Below are 16,797 nucleotides of genomic sequence, written 5' to 3'. Positions count from 1 at the left end.
GATCGGCGGATGCCGACGGTCTTCGAATGGAAGGGATGGAAGTTTCTATTCTATAGTTTGGATGCAGTCGAACCGCCGCATATCCATGTGCGTAAGGACCGCAAGGAAACGAAAATCTGGCTGAACAGCCTCGAGATCGCGAGAAACAGGCGCTGTACGGCGCAGGAACTGAAAGTTCTGACGAAGGTGGTCGAAGAACATCGAGGCGAATTTCTGGAGCGATGGCATGAGCACTTTGGAAATTGATGAGGACCTGATCGAGCCCGTTGCCGCGCATTGCACGGATCACGAACTCGTGGTGACGCTTGCAGATGGCGTACGTCTCGTGACGCCGCTGTGGTGGTATCCCCGTCTGCTGAGGGCGGGAGACGAAGAGCGCAACCGGATCGAGCTTTCGCCCTATGGCTTGCACTGGCCGGCCATCGACGAGGATTTGAGCGTCGAAGGAATGCTCAAGGGCCGCAAGGCACCCGGTGCGATGCCGCCCGCACAGGCCGCCGAATGACCATCTTCCGTTTTTCTCCCGTGATGTGAGACAGAAAAGAATGTTCAAGAAAATCCTCATCGCCAATCGCGGCGAGATTGCCTGCCGGGTCATCAAGACGGCGAAGAAGCTGGGCATCGCGACGGTCGCCGTCTATTCCGACGCCGACCGCGACGCGCTGCATGTGAAGATGGCGGACGAGGCGGTGCATATCGGGCCGGCGCCGTCCAACCAATCCTATATCGTCATCGAAAAGATCATCGACGCGATCCGCAAGACCGGCGCCGATGCGGTCCATCCGGGCTATGGCTTCCTGTCGGAAAATCCGCTGTTCGCGCAGGCGCTTGCGAAGGAAGGCGTCGCCTTCATCGGCCCGCCCGTCAAGGCCATCGAAGCGATGGGCGACAAGATCACGTCGAAGAAGCTCGCAGCCGAGGCCGGGGTTTCGACCGTGCCGGGCCATATGGGTCTGATCGCCGATGCCGACGAGGCGGTGACGATTTCGGCCTCGATCGGCTACCCTGTGATGATCAAGGCCTCGGCCGGCGGCGGCGGCAAGGGCATGCGCATCGCATGGAACGACGCGGAGGCGCGCGAGGGCTTCCAGTCTTCGAAGAACGAGGCGAAGAACTCGTTCGGCGACGACCGCATCTTCATCGAGAAATTCGTCACCCAGCCGCGCCATATCGAAATCCAGGTTCTGGGCGACCAGCACGGCAACGTTCTCTATCTCGGCGAGCGCGAATGCTCCATCCAGCGGCGCAACCAGAAGGTCATCGAGGAGGCGCCGTCGCCGTTCCTCGACGAGGCCACGCGCAAGGCGATGGGCGAGCAGTCGGTCGCGCTGGCGAAGGCCGTCGGCTATTTCTCGGCCGGCACGGTCGAGTTCATCGTCGATGGCGACCGCAATTTCTATTTCCTCGAAATGAACACGCGCCTGCAGGTCGAGCATCCGGTGACGGAACTGATCACCGGCATAGACCTGGTCGAGGAGATGATCCGCGTTGCCGCCGGCGAGAAGCTGCGCATGGCGCAGGACGAAATTTCGCTCAACGGCTGGGCGATCGAAAGCCGCCTTTACGCTGAAGACCCGTTCCGCAACTTCCTGCCCTCGATCGGCCGCTTGACGCGCTATCGGCCGCCGGCCGAAGGCACGCTTGAGGACGGTACGATCGTGCGCAACGACACCGGGGTCTTCGAGGGCGGCGAGATTTCGATGTATTATGATCCGATGATCGCCAAGCTGTGCACCTGGGCGCCCGACCGGCTGGCGGCCATCGACGCGATGAGCGCCGCGCTCGACGATTTCGAGGTCGAGGGCATCGGCCACAACCTGCCGTTCCTGTCGGCGGTCATGGAGCACGAGCGCTTCCGCGACGGCCGCCTGACGACGGCTTTCATCGCCGAGGAGTTTCCCGAAGGCTTCAAGGGCGTCGCGCCGGATGCCGCTGACGGTCGCGTGCTGGCCGCGGTCGCCGCCTTCGTCAACTGGCGCAGCCAGAAGCGCGACGTGCTGATTTCCGGCGGCATGGACAATCACCGCCGCGCCGTCGGCCGTGACTGGATCGTCGCGATGGGCGAGAGCGAATTCGAATGCTTCCTGCGCGAGGAGGGCGGCAAGGTGCTGGTCTCCTTCGGTCCCGACAAGGCGGTCGAGGTCAGGTCGGATTGGCTGCCCGGCAAGAGCCATGCGCGCTTCACCGTCGACGGCGAGCCGGTGGGCGTGAAGATCGATCGCGTCAATTCGAGCTGGCGCCTGCGCTGGAAGGGCATCGACGAGAAGGTGCATGTTCGCACCCCGCGCATTGCCGCGCTGGCTCGCCTGATGCCCGAAAAGCTGCCGCCGGACACCTCGAAGATGTTGCTGTGCCCGATGCCGGGCGTGGTGACGTCGATCGCAGTCAAGGTCGGCGACACGGTCGAGGACGGCCAGCCGCTCGCCACCGTCGAGGCCATGAAGATGGAAAACGTCCTGCGCGCGGAGCGCCGCGGCGTCGTCAAGTCGGTTGCCGTGGAGGCGGGCGCGAGCCTTGCCGTGGACGAGATGATTTTGGAGTTCGAGTAAGGTCATGACCAACCCCAGGCTCGAAACGTGGCGCAAGGCCGCCGAAAAGGAAGTCAAGCGCGACCCTGACACGCTGGTCTGGAACACGCCCGAAGGCATCGCGGTCAAGCCGGTCTACACGGCCGACGACATCGCCGGGCTCGACCACATCCACTCGCTGCCGGGCCAAAAGCCGTTCCTGCGCGGGCCGCGCGCGACGATGTATACGGGCCGGCCCTGGACGATCCGGCAATATGCGGGCTTTTCCACCGCCGAGGCGTCGAACGCCTTCTACCGCAAGGCGCTGGCGGCCGGCCAGCAGGGCGTCTCGGTCGCCTTCGACCTCGCCACCCATCGCGGCTACGATTCGGACCATCCGCGCGTCGAGGGCGATGTCGGCAAGGCCGGCGTGGCGATCGATTCGGTCGAGGACATGAAGATCCTCTTCGACGGCATTCCGCTGGCCGAGATTTCCGTGTCGATGACCATGAACGGCGCCGTGATTCCGATCCTCGCCAATTTCATCGTCGCAGGCGAGGAACAGGGCGTCTCGCGCGCCGAGCTCTCCGGGACCATCCAGAACGACATCCTCAAGGAGTTCATGGTCCGCAACACCTACATCTATCCGCCCGAACCCTCGATGCGGATCATCGCGGACATCATCGAATACACCGCGAAGGAGATGCCGAAGTTCAACTCGATCTCCATTTCCGGCTACCACATGCAGGAAGCCGGCGCGACGTTGGTTCAGGAACTCGCCTTCACGCTGGCCGACGGGCGCGAATATGTCCGCGCGGCGCTCGCCAAGGGGCTGGACGTCGATGCGTTCGCGGGTCGCCTGTCCTTCTTCTTCGCAATAGGCATGAACTTCTTCATGGAAGCCGCCAAGCTGCGCGCCGCGCGCCTGCTTTGGACACGGATCATGGAAGAGTTCGAGCCGAAGAAACAATCGTCGCTGATGCTGCGCACCCATTGCCAGACGTCGGGCGTGTCGTTGCAGGAGCAGGATCCCTACAACAACGTCATCCGCACTGCCTACGAGGCGATGTCGGCCGCGCTCGGCGGCACGCAGTCGCTGCACACCAACGCGCTCGACGAGGCGATCGCGCTGCCGACGGAGTTTTCCGCCCGCATCGCGCGCAACACGCAGCTGATCCTGCAGCACGAGACCGGCGTCACGAAGGTCGTCGATCCGCTCGCCGGCTCCTACTATGTCGAGAGCCTGACCAACGACCTTGCCGAAAAGGCCTGGGCGCTGATCGAGGAGATCGAGGCGATGGGCGGCATGACCAAGGCGGTCAATGACGGCTACCCCAAGCGTCTGATCGAGGAAGCGGCGACGCGCAAGCAGGCCGCAATCGACCGCGGCGACGAGGTGATCGTCGGCGTCAACAAGTACCGGCTCGAGACCGAAGACGATCTCGACATTCTCGATATCGACAACAGGGCCGTTCGCGAGTCGCAGATCGCGCGCATCGAGAAGACCCGCCGACAGCGCGACCCAAAGAAGTGGGAGGAAACCATCGCCGCGTTGCGCGATGTCGCGCGCACCGGAAAGGGCAACATCCTGGAGGCCGCTGTCGAGGCCGCGCGGGCCCGCGCCACGCTCGGCGAGATATCGGATGCATTGCGCGAAGCCTTCGGCGACCATACGGCAGTGCCGAAAGTCGTGCGCAACGTCTACGGCCCCGCCTATGAGGGCGAGCCGGAATACGAGACGCTGGTCGAGCGGCTCGATGGCCTGGCGAAGGCGCTCGGCGAAACGCCGAAGGTGATGGTCGCCAAGCTCGGCCAGGACGGCCACGACCGCGGCGCCAAGATCATCGCCTCGGCGTTCGGCGACATCGGCTTCGATGTCCTCGCCGGCCCGCTCTTCCAGACGCCGGGCGAGGCGGCCGAGATGGCGGTGGCGCAAAAGGTGCATGTCGTCGGCATGTCGTCGCTCGCCGCCGGCCACAAGACGCTCGCGCCGCAACTCGTCGAGGCGCTGAAGAAGAGGGGCGCGGAGGATGTGATCGTGGTCGTCGGCGGCGTCATCCCGCGCCAGGACTACCAGTTCCTCATCGACAATGGCGTCGCCGCCGTGTTTGGCCCCGGCACCAACGTGCTCGACGCCGCCCGCGCCGTGATCGACCTGATGGAGGGCAAGCGTCGCAACACCTGAGCGTGCCTACGGCTCGAACGGATCACGGGCCGGCGCGTGCGGGTAGGTGCCGGCGGCGCGGCGGCGCTCGATCTGTTTCATCGAGCATGCGGGCGAGCACAGGATGCCCTCGTCGCAGAAATAGGCCGGGCCGTCTTCGATCCGGCCGTGATAGTACCAGAAGCCCGGATCGCCGTAGCGGCGGCGGCATTCGACGCAGAAATTCGTTTCGGGGCGCGCCAGCATGGCTATCTCCGTTTCGGTTCCAGTTTGACGTAAACGTCAAAAAAAACTAGCCATGGTTGCCACGCATTCGAGCCGGAGGAAAGCTTATGTATCGCGCGCCCGTCGACGACATCGCATTCACGTTGAAACATGTCGCGGGGCTCGACAGGGCGATGGCGGAGGGAAGTCTCGGCGATCTTTCGGCGGATCTGGTCGATGCGATACTCGGCGAAGCCGGCCGCTTCGCCTCCGAGGAACTCAGCCCCCTCTACAAGGTCGGCGACGAGATCGGCGCGGTCTGGAAGGATGCGGCGGTCACCACGCCGCCCGGCTGGCGCGATGCTTACCGCCACTGGATCGAAGGCGGATGGAACGGGCTGTCCGGCCCGGAGGAATTCGGCGGCCAGGGCCTGCCGACCATGCTCGCCATGGCGGCGATGGAGATGTGGAACTCGGCCTCCATCGCCTTCGCGCTCTGCCCGACGCTGACGGCCGGCGCAGCCGAGGCCGTGGCGAAACACGGCTCGGACGAACTCAAGGCGACCTATCTGGCAAAGCTCGTTTCCGGCGAATGGACCGGCACGATGAACCTGACCGAGCCGCAGGCAGGCTCCGACCTAGCCGCGCTGCGCACCCGCGCGACGCGCGCCGATGACGGCACCTATCGCGTCTTCGGCCAGAAGATCTTCATCACCTATGGCGAGCACGACTACACCGACAACATCGTGCACCTCGTCCTCGCGCGCTTGCCTGACGCGCCGGCCGGAACGCGCGGTATCTCGCTCTTCCTGGTGCCGAAATTCCTGGTCAACGCGGACGGCACGCTCGGCCGTCGAAACGACGCTTTTTGCGCTTCCATCGAGCATAAGCTCGGCATCCACGCCTCGCCCACCTGCACGATGATCTTCGGTGACGGCTTCGTCGAGGGCGAGGAAAAGGGCGCGGTCGGCTATCTCGTCGGCGAGGAGAATCGCGGTCTCGCCTGCATGTTCACCATGATGAACAATGCGCGGCTCGCGGTCGGCATCGAGGGCGTCGCGGTCGCTGAAGCCGCGTTCCAGAAGGCGCATGCCTATGCGCTCGACCGCCGCCAGGGCAAGGCGCCCGGCCATGCGGGCGAGGGCATGGCGCCGATCGTCCATCACCCGGATGTGATGCGCAATCTTCTGACCATGAAGGCGCTGACGCAGGTCTCGCGCGCCATCTGCTACTCGTGCGCCCATGCGATCGACATGAGCCATGCCGGCGGCGACGACGCTGCTTACTGGACCGACCGCGCCGGTCTCCTGACCCCGGTCGCCAAGGCCTTTTCAACCGACATCGGTGTGGAGATGGCCTCGGTCGGCCTGCAGATCCATGGCGGCATGGGCTTCATCGAGGAAACGGGCGCGGCTGCGCTTTATCGCGATGCGCGCATTGCGCCGATTTACGAGGGCACCAACGGCATCCAGGCGATCGACCTCGTCACGCGCAAGCTGCCGCTCGGCGGCGGCAAGCATGTGCTGCGCTTCATCGACGAGCTTCATGCCGACATCGAAGCGGTGCGCACCTCCAACCGCGACGGCTTTGGCGCGACGGCGGAAAAATGCGAGGCGGCGCTGAATGATCTGGCCGAGGCAACCGCCTGGCTTCAGGAAGCGCTCGACGGCGGACGCACCGAGGAGGCGCTGGCTGGCGCAACGCCCTATCTTCGGCTTTTCGCGCTGGCAGCTGGCGGCGCATATCTCGCGCGCGGCGCGGTGGCCGACGAGAGCGGCAAGCGCATCCCGCTTTGCCGCTTCTATGCCGAGAACCTGATCGAGGAAACCGCCGCGCTTCGCCGCCGCGTGGTCGAGGGCGCGCCGAGCCTTCGCGAAGCCGGCGCGGCTCTGGCAAGTTAGGAACGACGATGAACGAATTTGTCCAGATCGAGCGCCGCGGCCCGGTCCAGTCCATCCGCATGAACCGGCCGGACAAGAAGAACGCGATCACGCGCGCGATGTATGCCGAGATGGCGCAGGCGCTGACGGCTGGCGACAGCGACCCGGATATACGCTGCCACGTCATCCTCGGCGTGCCGGGGGCGTTCTCGTCGGGCAACGACCTCGCCGATTTCATGACGGTCGCGACGGGCGGCGAGGGTGGCAGCGAGGTCTATGATTTCCTGCTGGCGCTGGCGAAATCGCAAAAGCCGATCGTCTCCGGCGTCGACGGCATCGCGGTCGGCATCGGCACCACGATCAACCTTCACTGCGACCTGACTTTCGCTACCCCGCGCACCGAGTTCCGCACCCCTTTCGTTGATCTCGGCCTCGTTCCCGAGGCAGGCTCGAGCCTGCTCGCGCCGGCCGTCATCGGGCGCCAGCAGGCGTTCGCGCTGCTGGGGCTGGGCGAGGGATTTTCGGCCGAGCGCGCGAAGGATGTCGGCCTGATCTACGCTGTCGTGTCGGAAGCCGAACTGGAAGGCGCGGTCTTTGAAGCCGCCGAACGAATTGCCTCGAAACCGCCGGAAGCGCTCAGGATCGCACGCGATTTCCTTCTGGGCGACCGCGCTCCGCTGATTGCCCGGATCGAGGAAGAAGGCGTCCAGTTTCGCAGCCGCCTCAAATCCGAAGAAGCCCGCAACGCCTTCATGGCCTTCATGAGCCGGAAGAAATAGCCCTCACGGATAAAGCCGCTGCTTCCCCCAGCCATCGCCCTCGCGCTTGAACTGCAGACGGTCGTGCAGGCGGAAGGGGCGGTCGTGCCAGAATTCGATCTCCACCGGCTTGATGCGGAAGCCGGACCAGTGCGCCGGGCGCGGAATCTCGCCGATCGCATGCTTGGCGGTATATTCGGCGACCGCTCTTTCCAGCGCGAACCGGCCTTCGAGCGGGCGCGATTGCGCCGATGCCCAGGCGCCGATCCGGCTGCCGCGCGGCCGCGTCGCGTAATAGGCGTCGGCTTCGGCGTCCGTGACGATCTCGACCGGCCCGCGCACGCGCACCTGCCGGCGAAGGCTCTTCCAGTGAAAGCACATCGCCGCCTTCATCGAACCGAGTATTTCACGGCCCTTGGCGCTTTCGAAATTGGTGTAGAAGACGAAGCCGTGCTCGTCGAAACCCTTCAGCAGCACCATGCGCACATTGGGCAGTCCGTCGGGGTCGACCGTCGCGAGCGCCAGTGCGTTGGGGTCGTTGACCTCGCTCTTCTCGGCATCCCTCAGCCAGTCGGCGAAAAGGCGATAGGGCTCGGTCGCTTCGGTGAAATCAGTGTTTGTTAACTGTGCATCCGACATTCTAGAACCTCTGCGCGCGTAATTCCTAGGAGATGACGCATTGTTGCACCCGTTGCAAGCGATGGTGATGACGGCACGACGCCCCATTTTGCTGGCCACGATGGCGCTTTGCCTGGCCGCCTGCGGCTCGCGCGGCGTCACGCTCGAGGACGTCGCCAAGGATACGTCCATCGTCACCGGCTCGGTCAGGAAGACCGAGGCGCCGAAGGATGCGACGGAACTCTCCGACGCGGCGACCATTCGCAACGTCGTCTCCGCGCTCGATTTGGAAGCTGGCGCGCCAGACGCGCTGGCTTGGGCGAATGCCGAGACGGGCTCGCGCGGGGCGCTGCGCCAGATCAGCGAGCACAGCGACGGGGGCGCGCGCTGCCGCCGCTTCGAGGCGACGCGCGAAAGTTTCGACGGCATCGCGCTCTACCAGGGCGAATCCTGCCTCGCCTCGGGCGGCATGTGGGCGATGACGGCCTTCGACAAGCTTTGAGGCGCGTCGGGAAAATCTGGAAACTTTTCGCCGGCATGCTCATATAGCGGACAACCAATCCTCAATTCGGGCAGGCAATTCATGCGCGATCCCTATCAGGTCCTGGGCGTTGCCAAGAACGCCTCGGCCAAGGACATCAAGTCGGCTTACCGGAAGCTGGCGAAAAAATACCATCCGGACCAGAACGCCAACGATCCGAAGGCGCAGGAGCGCTTCTCCGAGGCGAGCCAAGCCTATGAGATCGTCGGCGACGACGAAAAGCGCCGCCAGTTCGACCGTGGCGAGATCGACGCGGCAGGCAAGCCGCGTTTCACCGGCTTTGAGGGCGCGGCCGGCGGCGGCGACCCGTTCGGGGGCTTTCGGCGCGCCGGTGCCGGTCCGGGCGGCGCGCGCTACGAATTCCGCTCCGCAGGCGGCGGCGATCCGTTCGGCGATGCGGGCGACGACATCTTTTCCCACATCTTCGGGCAGGCGTTTCGCCAGGGGGCCGGGCCGGGGGGCGGCGCACAGGCAGGTCCGCGGCCGGGAGCAGGCCAGCGCCGCCAGCCGCGCGGCAGCGACCTGCAGGTGACGCTGGAGGTGACGATCGAGGAAGCGGCGACCGCCGCCAAGGTCACCGCCGCCTTTCCCGACGGGCGCAAGATCGCAGTCAAGCTGCCGGCTTTCCTGGAGGACGGGCAGACGATCCGCCTCAAGGGACAGGGCGAACAGCTCGGCATTGGCGAGCCCGGCGACGCGCTGGTCAAGATCCGCTTCAAGCCGCACCCGCTCTACCGCATCGAGGGTCGCGACCTTCATGTCGACCTGCCGGTTCCACTGGAAGACGCGGTGCTGGGCGCCAAGCTGCCGGTCGAAACCCCGACCGGGCGTCTGGCGGTCGCCATCCCCGCCTGGTCGAGTTCGGACAAGCGCCTGCGCCTCAAGGGCAAGGGCCTGCCGACGAAGCATGGCGGCCATGGCGACCTTTATGTCCATGTCGCCGTGATGCTGCCGCCGGACCGCGACGAGGACCTGGAAGCCCTGATGCGCGCGCGCCGCGCCTCCTGATCCCAGGCAGCGTTCGACAGCCTCGCGGCTTGATGCCGCACACCCGCTATGCGATAGGCTCGGTCCAATCGTGATCGCGTCGAGGGAATGACATGGCAGGTGGGAATGGATTGATGGCCGGCAAGCGCGGCCTCATCATGGGCGTGGCGAACAATCGCTCGATCGCCTGGGGCATCGCGAAGGCCTGCGCCGAACAGGGCGCCGAGCTTGCCTTCACCTGGCAGGGCGACGCGTTGAAGAAGCGCGTCGAGCCGCTCGCCGCCGAACTCGGCGCGCATCTGGCCGGCCATTGCGACGTCTCCGACATGGCGACGATCGACGCCGTCTTCGCCGACCTCGAAGCCAGATGGGGCAAGCTCGACTTCGTCGTCCACGCCATCGGCTTTTCCGACAAGGACGAGCTCGTCGGCCGCTATGTTGACACGACGCACGGCAATTTCGTGAAGACGATGGACATCTCGGTCTATTCGTTCACCGCCGTCGCGCAGCGCGCCGAAAAGCTCATGGCCGAGGGCGGCTCGCTCCTGACCATGACCTATTACGGCGCCGAGAAGGTGATGCCGAACTACAACGTCATGGGCGTTGCCAAGGCCGCGCTCGAGGCGAGCGTCCAGTATCTTGCGGTCGACCTCGGCCCGAAGAACATCCGCGTCAACGCGATCTCGGCAGGTCCCATCAAGACGCTGGCGGCGTCGGGCATCGGCGACTTCCGCTACATCTTGAAGTGGAACGAGTACAACGCGCCGCTGCGCCGCACCGTCACCATCGAGGAAGTCGGCCAGACCGGCGTCTACCTTCTCTCCGACATGTCGAAGGGCATGACGGGCGAGGTGCTTCACGTCGATTCGGGCTATCACGTCGTCGGCATGAAGGCGGTTGACGCGCCGGACATCTCGACGGTCTGAGCGCGCGGCAACCGTGCGCTGGGTCACCAACAAATGACCGCCTGTAACTTGCGGCTCGGTGACGGGTCGCGCTAATTCGGCCCATGGCAACGCTCACATATTTCATCCGGCACGGCCAGACCGACTGGAACGCAATCATGCGCCTGCAGGGTCAGGCCGACACCGATTTGAACGATGTCGGCCGCGCGCAGGCCGACCGGAACGGCGAGCGGTTGGCCTCGCTCCAGCCCGACATCGGCTCGTTCCGTTTCGTCGCGAGCCCATTGAAGCGCACCTGCGAGACGATGGAGCGCGTGCGCGCCGGCGCCGGCTTGCCGCGCCGCGGTTATCTCACCGACCCGCGTCTCATCGAGGTGCATTTCGGCGACTGGCAGGGCAAGACGCTGGAAGAGGTGGAGGCGGGAAGGCCCGGTTCCACGGCCGAGCGCGAGGCCGACAAATGGCATTTCGTGCCGCCGGGCGCCTCCGGCGAAAGCTACGATCGGCTGATGGCGCGTTTCCGGCCCTTCTTCGAGGAAATCACGCAGCCGACCGTTTGCGTGACCCATGGCGGCATCGTCCGTGCCGTCTTCCGCATTGCCGGCGGCATGGGCGCGGATGAGGCCGCCGCGCTCGTCATCCCGCAGGATAGGATGCTGCGCTGGGACGGCGAAGCGCTGGAGTGGCTCTAGCTAATTCCCCGTATCCATGTCCGTGATCTGTTTCTCGCCCTCGATCTCCTCATAGGCGAGCAGCACGTCCATCCCTTCCGAGATGGCCTCGACGTCGAACTCGCCGGGCAGCTTGTAGACATTGCCGTTCTCGAGCGTGATCGTCATCGCCTCGCGGTCGATGGCGGTGATCGAGCCTTCATCGTTGGCGGCCAGGGCCGCCGAGGCGAAGAGCGTGGCGGCGGCGGTGAGAAGGGCGATCTTGCGCATCAGATGGAAACCTCCGGATGATCGAACCACCATGTTTGAATCGAAACAATGTGTCAAAACTCCGCGCGGTTTGACCCTCCGCGAAAACGCCAATAGAAGCGGTGGCAAAACGGCCCCTTGAGGGGCCGCCGGGGCAGGGACCAGCATGTCGCACAACACGTTCGGGCATCTCTTTCGCGTGACGACCTGGGGCGAAAGCCACGGGCCGGCGCTCGGCTGCGTGGTCGACGGTTGCCCGCCCGGCATCAGGTTCCAGCTCTCCGACATCCAGGCCGATCTCGACCGGCGCCGTCCCGGCAAGTCGCGCTTCGTCACCCAGCGCCAGGAGCCCGATCAGGTGAGGATCCTGTCCGGCGTTCTCGAAGACGGCGAGGAGCTGGTCACGACCGGCACGCCCGTCTCGATGCTGATCGAGAATGTCGACCAGCGCTCCAAGGATTATGGCGAGATCGCGCGGCAATACCGTCCCGGCCATGCCGACTACACCTATGACGTCAAGTACGGCCTGCGTGACTATCGCGGCGGCGGCCGCTCTTCCGCGCGCGAGACGGCAGCCCGCGTCGCTGCCGGCGCGCTCGCCCGCAAGGTCGTGCCGGGAATGGTCGTGCGCGGCGCGCTGGTCGCGATGGGAACGAAGGACATCGACCGCGCCAACTGGGACTGGGATTTCGTCCAGTCGCCGGAAAACCCCTTCTTCACGCCCGACCCGCAGTCGGTTTCCGTCTTCGAGGAGTATCTCGACGGCATCCGCAAGGCCGGCTCCTCGGTCGGCGCGATCGTCGAGATCGTCGCGGAGGGCGTCCCCGCCGGCCTCGGCGCGCCGATCTATGCCAAGCTCGACCAGGAGATCGCCTCGGGCCTGATGTCGATCAACGCCGTCAAGGGCGTCGAGATCGGCAATGGGTTCGAGGCCGCGCGCATCACCGGCGAAGAAAACGCCGACGAGATGCGCATGGGCAATGACGGCCCGCGCTTCCTGTCCAACAAGGCCGGCGGCATCCTGGGCGGCATCTCGACCGGCCAGCCGGTCGTCGCGCGCTTTGCCGTCAAGCCCACCTCGTCGATCCTCAACACGCGCCAGTCGATCGACGTCGAGGGCCAGGAAGTGGACGTGCGCACCAAGGGTCGGCACGACCCCTGCGTCGGCATCCGCGCCGTGCCGATCGGCGAAGCCATGGTCGCATGCGCGATCGCGGATCATTATTTGAGACATCGCGGCCAGACGGGCCGCATCTAGTCAGGGTTCCCTCATTCCATGCCTTACGATCAGCAAAAGACCGTCGAAGCCATCCGCGCCTTCGAGCGCGGCGAGATCGTCGTCGTCATGGACGATGACGGCCGTGAGAACGAGGGCGACCTGATCGTCGCCGCCGTTCATTGCACGCCCGAGAAAATGGCCTTCATCGTCCGCCACACTTCGGGCATCGTCTGCACGCCCATGACGCGCGAGGACGCCAAGCGGCTGAACTTGAACCCCATGGTCGCCGACAACGACGCGCCGCATTCGACCGCCTTCACCGTCTCGGTCGACTTCAAGCACGGCACGACCACCGGCATCTCGGCCGAGGATCGCACGCTGACGGCTCGAAACCTTGCCAACGGCAATGTCGGCGCGGCCGATTTCGTCCGTCCCGGCCACATCTTCCCGCTCGTCGCGCGCGAGGGCGGGGTGCTCATGCGCTCTGGCCACACCGAGGCCGCCGTGGACCTGTGCAAGCTCGCCGGCCTGCCGCCCGTCGGCGTCATCTGCGAGCTCGTCAACGATGACGGCACGGTGATGCGCGGCCCGCAGGTGCAAGGTTTTGCCCGCCAGCATGGCCTCAAGGAGGTCTCCGTCGCCGACCTGATCGCCTATCGCCAGCGACAGGAAACCCTGATCGAGCGCATTTCCGATTTTGAGATCGAGACGCCCGGCGGCAATGCGCGCGCCCTGACCTATCGCCTGCCATGGGACACGATGCACCACCTCGCCATCGTCTTCGGCGACATTCGTGACGGCCGCGACGTTCCGGTTCGCCTCCACACCGAAGATGTCGTCGCCGACGTGTTCGGCGCGGGTACCGAGCTCAAGGACCTTCTGTCGAAATTCGGCAACCAACGCGGGGTCCTCGTCTATCTGCGCGAGGGCTCGGTTGGCGTCGCGCACAGTGCGCGCAACCGGCCGATGGGCGAGCGCGAGGCGCATGAGGAAGCGTTGGTGCGCGAGGATGAATGGCGCGAGATCGGCCTTGGCGCGCAGATCCTGCGCGATCTCGGCATCTCCTCGATCCGGCTTCTGGCCTCGCGCCCGCGCCACTATATCGGCCTTGAGGGTTTCGGCATCGAAATCGCGTCGACCGAGCTCATCCAGAGCTGATCGCTGTTGATCTTCGGGGCGAAGTGAAATCGGGGCGTGGTCACGCGCCCCGATCGGCCCTATATCAAGCGCCCATGGTCACACGTCTCTACACTCACCCGATCTATCTCGAGCATCTGATGCCCGCCGGCCACCCGGAGCGGCCGGACCGGCTGCGCGCCCTTGAACGCGCACTGGAGGCGGAGGCCTTCGAGCGGCTCGACCGGCACCTGTCGCCGATGGGCGACATTGAAACCGTGCTCTACGCCCACCCGCAAAGCCATGTCGACAAGATCCGAGCGCTGATCCCCTCGGAGGGCCTGGCAAGCATCGATGGTGACACGACCGTCAGCCCGAAGAGCCTCGAAGCGGCACTCACCGCCGTCGGCGCTGCCAATGCGGCCGTGGACGACGTCTTCGCCGGCCGCGCCGACAACGTCTTCGTCGCCTCGCGCCCGCCCGGCCACCATGCCGAGAAGGTGACGGCGATGGGGTTCTGCCTCATCAACCACGCCGCCATCGCCGCCCGCCATGCCCAGAAGGCCCACGGCGCCGAACGCGTCGCCATCGTCGACTGGGACGTCCATCACGGCAACGGCACGCAGGACATCTTCTACGACGACCCGTCCGTTCTCTACTGCTCCACGCACCAGATGCCGCTTTATCCCGGCACCGGCGCGAAGTCCGAGACGGGCGCCGGCAACATCGTCAACGCCCCGCTTAATCCGGGCACCGGCAGCGAAACCTTCCGTGAAGCGTTCAATGCGCGCGTGCTTCCAGCGCTGGACGAATTCCGGCCGGACCTCATCATCATCTCCGCCGGCTTCGACGCGCATCACCGCGATCCGCTCGCCGAGATCAACCTGACCGAAGACGATTTCGACTGGGCGACGGGCGAACTCATGGAGCGCGCCGCGCGCCATTCGAACAACCGCCTCGTGTCGCTGCTCGAAGGCGGTTACGACCTGCAGGGCCTGGCCTTCTCGGCCGCCGTCCACATCGCCCGCCTGATGAAGGGATGACCATGACCGACCAAACCGCGCCGAATGCCGACATCAAGGCGATGAGCTTCGAACAGGCGCTGGAAGCGCTCGAACGCATCGTCGACGACTTGGAGCGCGGCGACGTTCCGCTCGACCAGTCGATCCGCATCTACGAGCGCGGCGAAGCCCTGAAGGCCCATTGCGACCAGCTTCTCAAGGCCGCCGAGGACAAGGTCGAGAAAATCCGTCTGTCGCGCGACGGCAAGCCGATGGGCACGGAGCCGCTCGACGGGGAGTAGCGGACAAAGCTTGCGAATGACGTCCAGCAACGCTATCTTAGTCAGGATTAGCTAAGGAGGCGGCGATGTCGACCGTCAATATGCTGGAAGCCAAAACGTCGTTGTCCCGTCTCGTCGAAGCGGTCGAGAGCGGCGTGGAAAGCGAAATCATCATTGCGCGCAATGGCAAGCCGGCGGCTAAACTTGTTCCGCTCAGCGCGCCAGGTACGAAGACGATTCGCTTTGGGCACGCGAAAGGGAAATATCCGTCACTCGACTATGAAGCCTTCCAGGCGCTTGATGCGGAGGTCGAGACGATGTTCTTCAGCGGTGAAAAGCAGAAGACGTGAAGCTTCTGCTCGACACCCATGTCGCGATCTGGGCGGCCACGACGCCTGAAAGAATACCTCCGCATATCCAGGATGCGATTGTCGCGAATTCCGGATCGATTTGGGTTTCGGCAGCCGCTGTCTGGGAAATTTCAATCAAGCATCCGCTGATGCGCCCTGACGCGCCGCCGTTCTCAGGCTACGAGGCAGTTATTGAATTCCAGGCGACAGGATTCGATCTTCTGGATGTAACGCCTGAACACGCCGCCTTCGTCGAGCGCTTGCCGCTTCTTCACGCTGATCCGTTCGACCGTTTGATGCTCGCTCAAGCCATCGTTGAAGGTATGCAATTCGTCACATACGATCGGCATTTGGCGCAATACGATGTTGCTCTGCTGACTTGGCAATGAGACGAGGCAGGAACCCATGAGCTTCTTCCCCGGAACCGACCCCGCTGCCGGCGACGCGTTCGCCTGCGATGCCATCGAAACGCTGATCATCCCGCGCACCCATGACATTGGTGGGCTGGAAGTCCGCCGCGCACTGCCCTCCGCACGCCGCCGCCTGGTCGGTCCCTTCATCTTCTTCGACCGCATGGGGCCCGCCATTTTGCGTGCGGGCCAGGCGCTCGACGTGCGCCCGCATCCGCATATCGGGCTTGCGACCGTCACTTACCTGTTCGACGGCAAAATCAGGCATCGTGATTCGCTCGGCACTGAAATGGTCATCGAACCGGGCGACGTGAACCTGATGACGGCGGGGCGCGGCATCGTCCATTCGGAGCGCTCGCCGGAGGAACTGCGCGGAGGCCCGCTTTCGATTTCCGGCCTCCAGACTTGGCTTGCTCTGCCGGAGGACAAGGAAGAGGTTGCGCCGCTTTTCGAGAACACGAGCCGCGCGGAACTGCCGAAGATCGACGGCGAGGAGGCGACCGGCCGTGTCGTCATCGGCTCTTTTTCCGGCCTCAAGGCGCCGGTACGCACTGCCTCCGACACGCTCTACGCCGACATTCGCCTGAAGCCGGGTGGGCGCATTCCCATTCCCGCCGATGCCGAAGAGCGCGCCATCTACGTCCTCGATGGCGAGGTCACGATCGCCGGCGACCGCTTTGCGGAGAACCAGCTTCTCGTCTTCCGCCAGGGCGACGAGATCGTCGTCGGATCGGAACGCGGTGCGCATTTCATGCTCTTCGGCGGCGCCTCGCTCGGCTCGCGTCGCTACATCTGGTGGAACTTCGTCTCCTCGTCCAAAGAGCGGATCGAGCAGGCGAAGGAAGAATGGCGCACCGGGCAGTTTGACATCGTGCCAGGCGACGCCGAGGAGCGCATTCCGCTTCCCGACAACTGAGCGTCGCATTTACTTTCGGC

At 64.9% G+C, this 16,797-nt stretch carries 20 protein-coding genes; 17 read left to right on the top strand and 3 right to left on the bottom strand.

Annotated features, from left to right (window positions below; genetic code table 11):
• Positions 1-9 precede the first annotated feature (9 nt).
• The 4 genes from GTK01_RS03845 to scpA are packed head-to-tail and all read left to right on the top strand — an operon-like array spanning position 10 to position 4,692.
• Positions 10-246 (top strand): DUF4160 domain-containing protein, encoded by a 237-nt coding sequence (locus tag GTK01_RS03845; RefSeq protein ID WP_252924531.1) that lies wholly within the window; start codon positions 10-12, stop codon positions 244-246.
• Positions 227-505: a DUF2442 domain-containing protein gene (locus GTK01_RS03840; protein WP_252924530.1), complete on the top strand. Its 279-nt coding sequence runs from the start codon at positions 227-229 to the stop codon at positions 503-505. Before GTK01_RS03845 ends, GTK01_RS03840 begins: the two co-directional genes overlap by 20 nt.
• 40 nt (positions 506-545) lie before the next feature.
• Positions 546-2,549, top strand: a complete 2,004-nt coding sequence (locus GTK01_RS03835; protein ID WP_252924529.1) for an acetyl/propionyl/methylcrotonyl-CoA carboxylase subunit alpha — start codon at positions 546-548, stop codon at positions 2,547-2,549.
• 4 nt (positions 2,550-2,553) lie between these two features.
• Entirely contained in the window at positions 2,554-4,692 is a 2,139-nt protein-coding gene (gene scpA / locus GTK01_RS03830) for a methylmalonyl-CoA mutase (protein WP_252924528.1), read from the top strand.
• Between the two features lie 6 nt (positions 4,693-4,698).
• Here scpA and GTK01_RS03825 read toward each other — a convergent pair whose 3' ends face one another.
• The gene (locus GTK01_RS03825) at positions 4,699-4,917 is read right to left on the bottom strand and encodes a hypothetical protein (RefSeq protein ID WP_252924527.1); all 219 of its coding nucleotides are present in this window, start codon (positions 4,915-4,917) and stop codon (positions 4,699-4,701) included.
• A gap of 86 nt (positions 4,918-5,003) precedes the next feature.
• On the opposite strand from GTK01_RS03825, the gene GTK01_RS03820 reads away from it, so the two are divergent.
• A complete protein-coding gene (locus GTK01_RS03820; RefSeq protein WP_252924526.1) occupies positions 5,004-6,776 on the top strand; it encodes an acyl-CoA dehydrogenase in 1,773 nt (590 codons plus the stop codon).
• Positions 6,777-6,784: 8 nt separating this feature from the next.
• A complete protein-coding gene (locus GTK01_RS03815) occupies positions 6,785-7,534 on the top strand; it encodes a crotonase/enoyl-CoA hydratase family protein (protein WP_252924525.1) in 750 nt (249 codons plus the stop codon).
• A 3-nt stretch (positions 7,535-7,537) separates the two neighbouring features.
• Here GTK01_RS03815 and pdxH read toward each other — a convergent pair whose 3' ends face one another.
• Positions 7,538-8,152 (bottom strand): pyridoxamine 5'-phosphate oxidase, encoded by a 615-nt coding sequence (pdxH, locus tag GTK01_RS03810; protein ID WP_252924524.1) that lies wholly within the window; start codon positions 8,150-8,152, stop codon positions 7,538-7,540.
• 67 nt (positions 8,153-8,219) lie between these two features.
• Here pdxH and GTK01_RS03805 point away from each other — a divergent pair, with 67 nt between their 5' ends.
• From GTK01_RS03805 to GTK01_RS03790, 4 genes are all read left to right on the top strand, one after another.
• Positions 8,220-8,633: an RT0821/Lpp0805 family surface protein gene (locus tag GTK01_RS03805; protein WP_252924523.1), complete on the top strand. Its 414-nt coding sequence runs from the start codon at positions 8,220-8,222 to the stop codon at positions 8,631-8,633.
• Between the two features lie 81 nt (positions 8,634-8,714).
• Positions 8,715-9,680, top strand: a complete 966-nt coding sequence (locus GTK01_RS03800) for a DnaJ C-terminal domain-containing protein (RefSeq protein ID WP_252924522.1) — start codon at positions 8,715-8,717, stop codon at positions 9,678-9,680.
• Positions 9,681-9,772: 92 nt separating this feature from the next.
• On the top strand, positions 9,773-10,585 hold the full coding sequence (gene fabI, locus GTK01_RS03795; protein ID WP_252924521.1) for an enoyl-ACP reductase FabI: 813 nt from the start codon (positions 9,773-9,775) through the stop codon (positions 10,583-10,585).
• A gap of 83 nt (positions 10,586-10,668) precedes the next feature.
• On the top strand, positions 10,669-11,256 hold the full coding sequence (locus tag GTK01_RS03790; RefSeq protein ID WP_252924520.1) for a histidine phosphatase family protein: 588 nt from the start codon (positions 10,669-10,671) through the stop codon (positions 11,254-11,256).
• Here the strand turns inward: GTK01_RS03790 and GTK01_RS03785 are convergent, their stop codons facing one another.
• Positions 11,257-11,505, bottom strand: coding sequence for a DUF1344 domain-containing protein (locus GTK01_RS03785; RefSeq protein ID WP_252924519.1), 249 nt, complete (start codon positions 11,503-11,505; stop codon positions 11,257-11,259).
• 145 nt (positions 11,506-11,650) lie between these two features.
• Here GTK01_RS03785 and aroC point away from each other — a divergent pair, with 145 nt between their 5' ends.
• The 7 genes from aroC to GTK01_RS03750 all read left to right on the top strand — a co-directional run bounded on the left by aroC (position 11,651) and on the right by GTK01_RS03750 (position 16,777).
• Complete coding sequence (gene aroC / locus GTK01_RS03780; protein WP_252924518.1) at positions 11,651-12,742, top strand: chorismate synthase; 1,092 nt, start codon at positions 11,651-11,653, stop codon at positions 12,740-12,742.
• Positions 12,743-12,760: 18 nt separating this feature from the next.
• Positions 12,761-13,861, top strand: a complete 1,101-nt coding sequence (gene ribB / locus GTK01_RS03775) for a 3,4-dihydroxy-2-butanone-4-phosphate synthase (protein WP_252924517.1) — start codon at positions 12,761-12,763, stop codon at positions 13,859-13,861.
• 74 nt (positions 13,862-13,935) lie between these two features.
• Complete coding sequence (locus GTK01_RS03770) at positions 13,936-14,862, top strand: histone deacetylase family protein (RefSeq protein ID WP_252924516.1); 927 nt, start codon at positions 13,936-13,938, stop codon at positions 14,860-14,862.
• 2 nt (positions 14,863-14,864) lie between these two features.
• Complete coding sequence (locus GTK01_RS03765; protein WP_371924262.1) at positions 14,865-15,122, top strand: exodeoxyribonuclease VII small subunit; 258 nt, start codon at positions 14,865-14,867, stop codon at positions 15,120-15,122.
• A gap of 65 nt (positions 15,123-15,187) precedes the next feature.
• Entirely contained in the window at positions 15,188-15,451 is a 264-nt protein-coding gene (locus tag GTK01_RS03760) for a type II toxin-antitoxin system Phd/YefM family antitoxin (protein ID WP_252924514.1), read from the top strand.
• Positions 15,448-15,840 (top strand): PIN domain-containing protein, encoded by a 393-nt coding sequence (locus tag GTK01_RS03755; RefSeq protein ID WP_252924513.1) that lies wholly within the window; start codon positions 15,448-15,450, stop codon positions 15,838-15,840. Before GTK01_RS03760 ends, GTK01_RS03755 begins: the two co-directional genes overlap by 4 nt.
• A 16-nt stretch (positions 15,841-15,856) precedes the next feature.
• Positions 15,857-16,777, top strand: a complete 921-nt coding sequence (locus GTK01_RS03750; RefSeq protein WP_252924512.1) for a pirin family protein — start codon at positions 15,857-15,859, stop codon at positions 16,775-16,777.
• Positions 16,778-16,797 lie beyond the last annotated feature (20 nt).

Origin of the sequence: Aliihoeflea sp. 40Bstr573, assembly GCF_024105655.1 — a bacterium.
Lineage (GTDB): Bacteria > Pseudomonadota > Alphaproteobacteria > Rhizobiales > Rhizobiaceae > Aliihoeflea.
The sequence above is the reverse complement of the archived record's forward strand: the minus strand, read 5'-3'. Positions and strand labels throughout refer to the sequence as shown.

What these genes read in the sequence shown, in the direction of transcription:
- GTK01_RS03845 (WP_252924531.1), top strand. Translation starts at nt 10, where the DNA reads ATGCCGACGGTCTTCGAATGGAAGGGATGGAAGTTTCTATTCTATAGT.
- GTK01_RS03840 (WP_252924530.1), top strand. Translation starts at nt 227, where the DNA reads ATGAGCACTTTGGAAATTGATGAGGACCTGATCGAGCCCGTTGCCGCG.
- GTK01_RS03835 (WP_252924529.1), top strand. Translation starts at nt 546, where the DNA reads ATGTTCAAGAAAATCCTCATCGCCAATCGCGGCGAGATTGCCTGCCGG.
- scpA (WP_252924528.1), top strand. Translation starts at nt 2,554, where the DNA reads ATGACCAACCCCAGGCTCGAAACGTGGCGCAAGGCCGCCGAAAAGGAA.
- GTK01_RS03825 (WP_252924527.1), bottom strand. Translation starts at nt 4,917, where the DNA reads ATGCTGGCGCGCCCCGAAACGAATTTCTGCGTCGAATGCCGCCGCCGC.
- GTK01_RS03820 (WP_252924526.1), top strand. Translation starts at nt 5,004, where the DNA reads ATGTATCGCGCGCCCGTCGACGACATCGCATTCACGTTGAAACATGTC.
- GTK01_RS03815 (WP_252924525.1), top strand. Translation starts at nt 6,785, where the DNA reads ATGAACGAATTTGTCCAGATCGAGCGCCGCGGCCCGGTCCAGTCCATC.
- pdxH (WP_252924524.1), bottom strand. Translation starts at nt 8,152, where the DNA reads ATGTCGGATGCACAGTTAACAAACACTGATTTCACCGAAGCGACCGAG.
- GTK01_RS03805 (WP_252924523.1), top strand. Translation starts at nt 8,220, where the DNA reads ATGACGGCACGACGCCCCATTTTGCTGGCCACGATGGCGCTTTGCCTG.
- GTK01_RS03800 (WP_252924522.1), top strand. Translation starts at nt 8,715, where the DNA reads ATGCGCGATCCCTATCAGGTCCTGGGCGTTGCCAAGAACGCCTCGGCC.
- fabI (WP_252924521.1), top strand. Translation starts at nt 9,773, where the DNA reads ATGGCAGGTGGGAATGGATTGATGGCCGGCAAGCGCGGCCTCATCATG.
- GTK01_RS03790 (WP_252924520.1), top strand. Translation starts at nt 10,669, where the DNA reads ATGGCAACGCTCACATATTTCATCCGGCACGGCCAGACCGACTGGAAC.
- GTK01_RS03785 (WP_252924519.1), bottom strand. Translation starts at nt 11,505, where the DNA reads ATGCGCAAGATCGCCCTTCTCACCGCCGCCGCCACGCTCTTCGCCTCG.
- aroC (WP_252924518.1), top strand. Translation starts at nt 11,651, where the DNA reads ATGTCGCACAACACGTTCGGGCATCTCTTTCGCGTGACGACCTGGGGC.
- ribB (WP_252924517.1), top strand. Translation starts at nt 12,761, where the DNA reads ATGCCTTACGATCAGCAAAAGACCGTCGAAGCCATCCGCGCCTTCGAG.
- GTK01_RS03770 (WP_252924516.1), top strand. Translation starts at nt 13,936, where the DNA reads ATGGTCACACGTCTCTACACTCACCCGATCTATCTCGAGCATCTGATG.
- GTK01_RS03765 (WP_371924262.1), top strand. Translation starts at nt 14,865, where the DNA reads ATGACCGACCAAACCGCGCCGAATGCCGACATCAAGGCGATGAGCTTC.
- GTK01_RS03760 (WP_252924514.1), top strand. Translation starts at nt 15,188, where the DNA reads ATGTCGACCGTCAATATGCTGGAAGCCAAAACGTCGTTGTCCCGTCTC.
- GTK01_RS03750 (WP_252924512.1), top strand. Translation starts at nt 15,857, where the DNA reads ATGAGCTTCTTCCCCGGAACCGACCCCGCTGCCGGCGACGCGTTCGCC.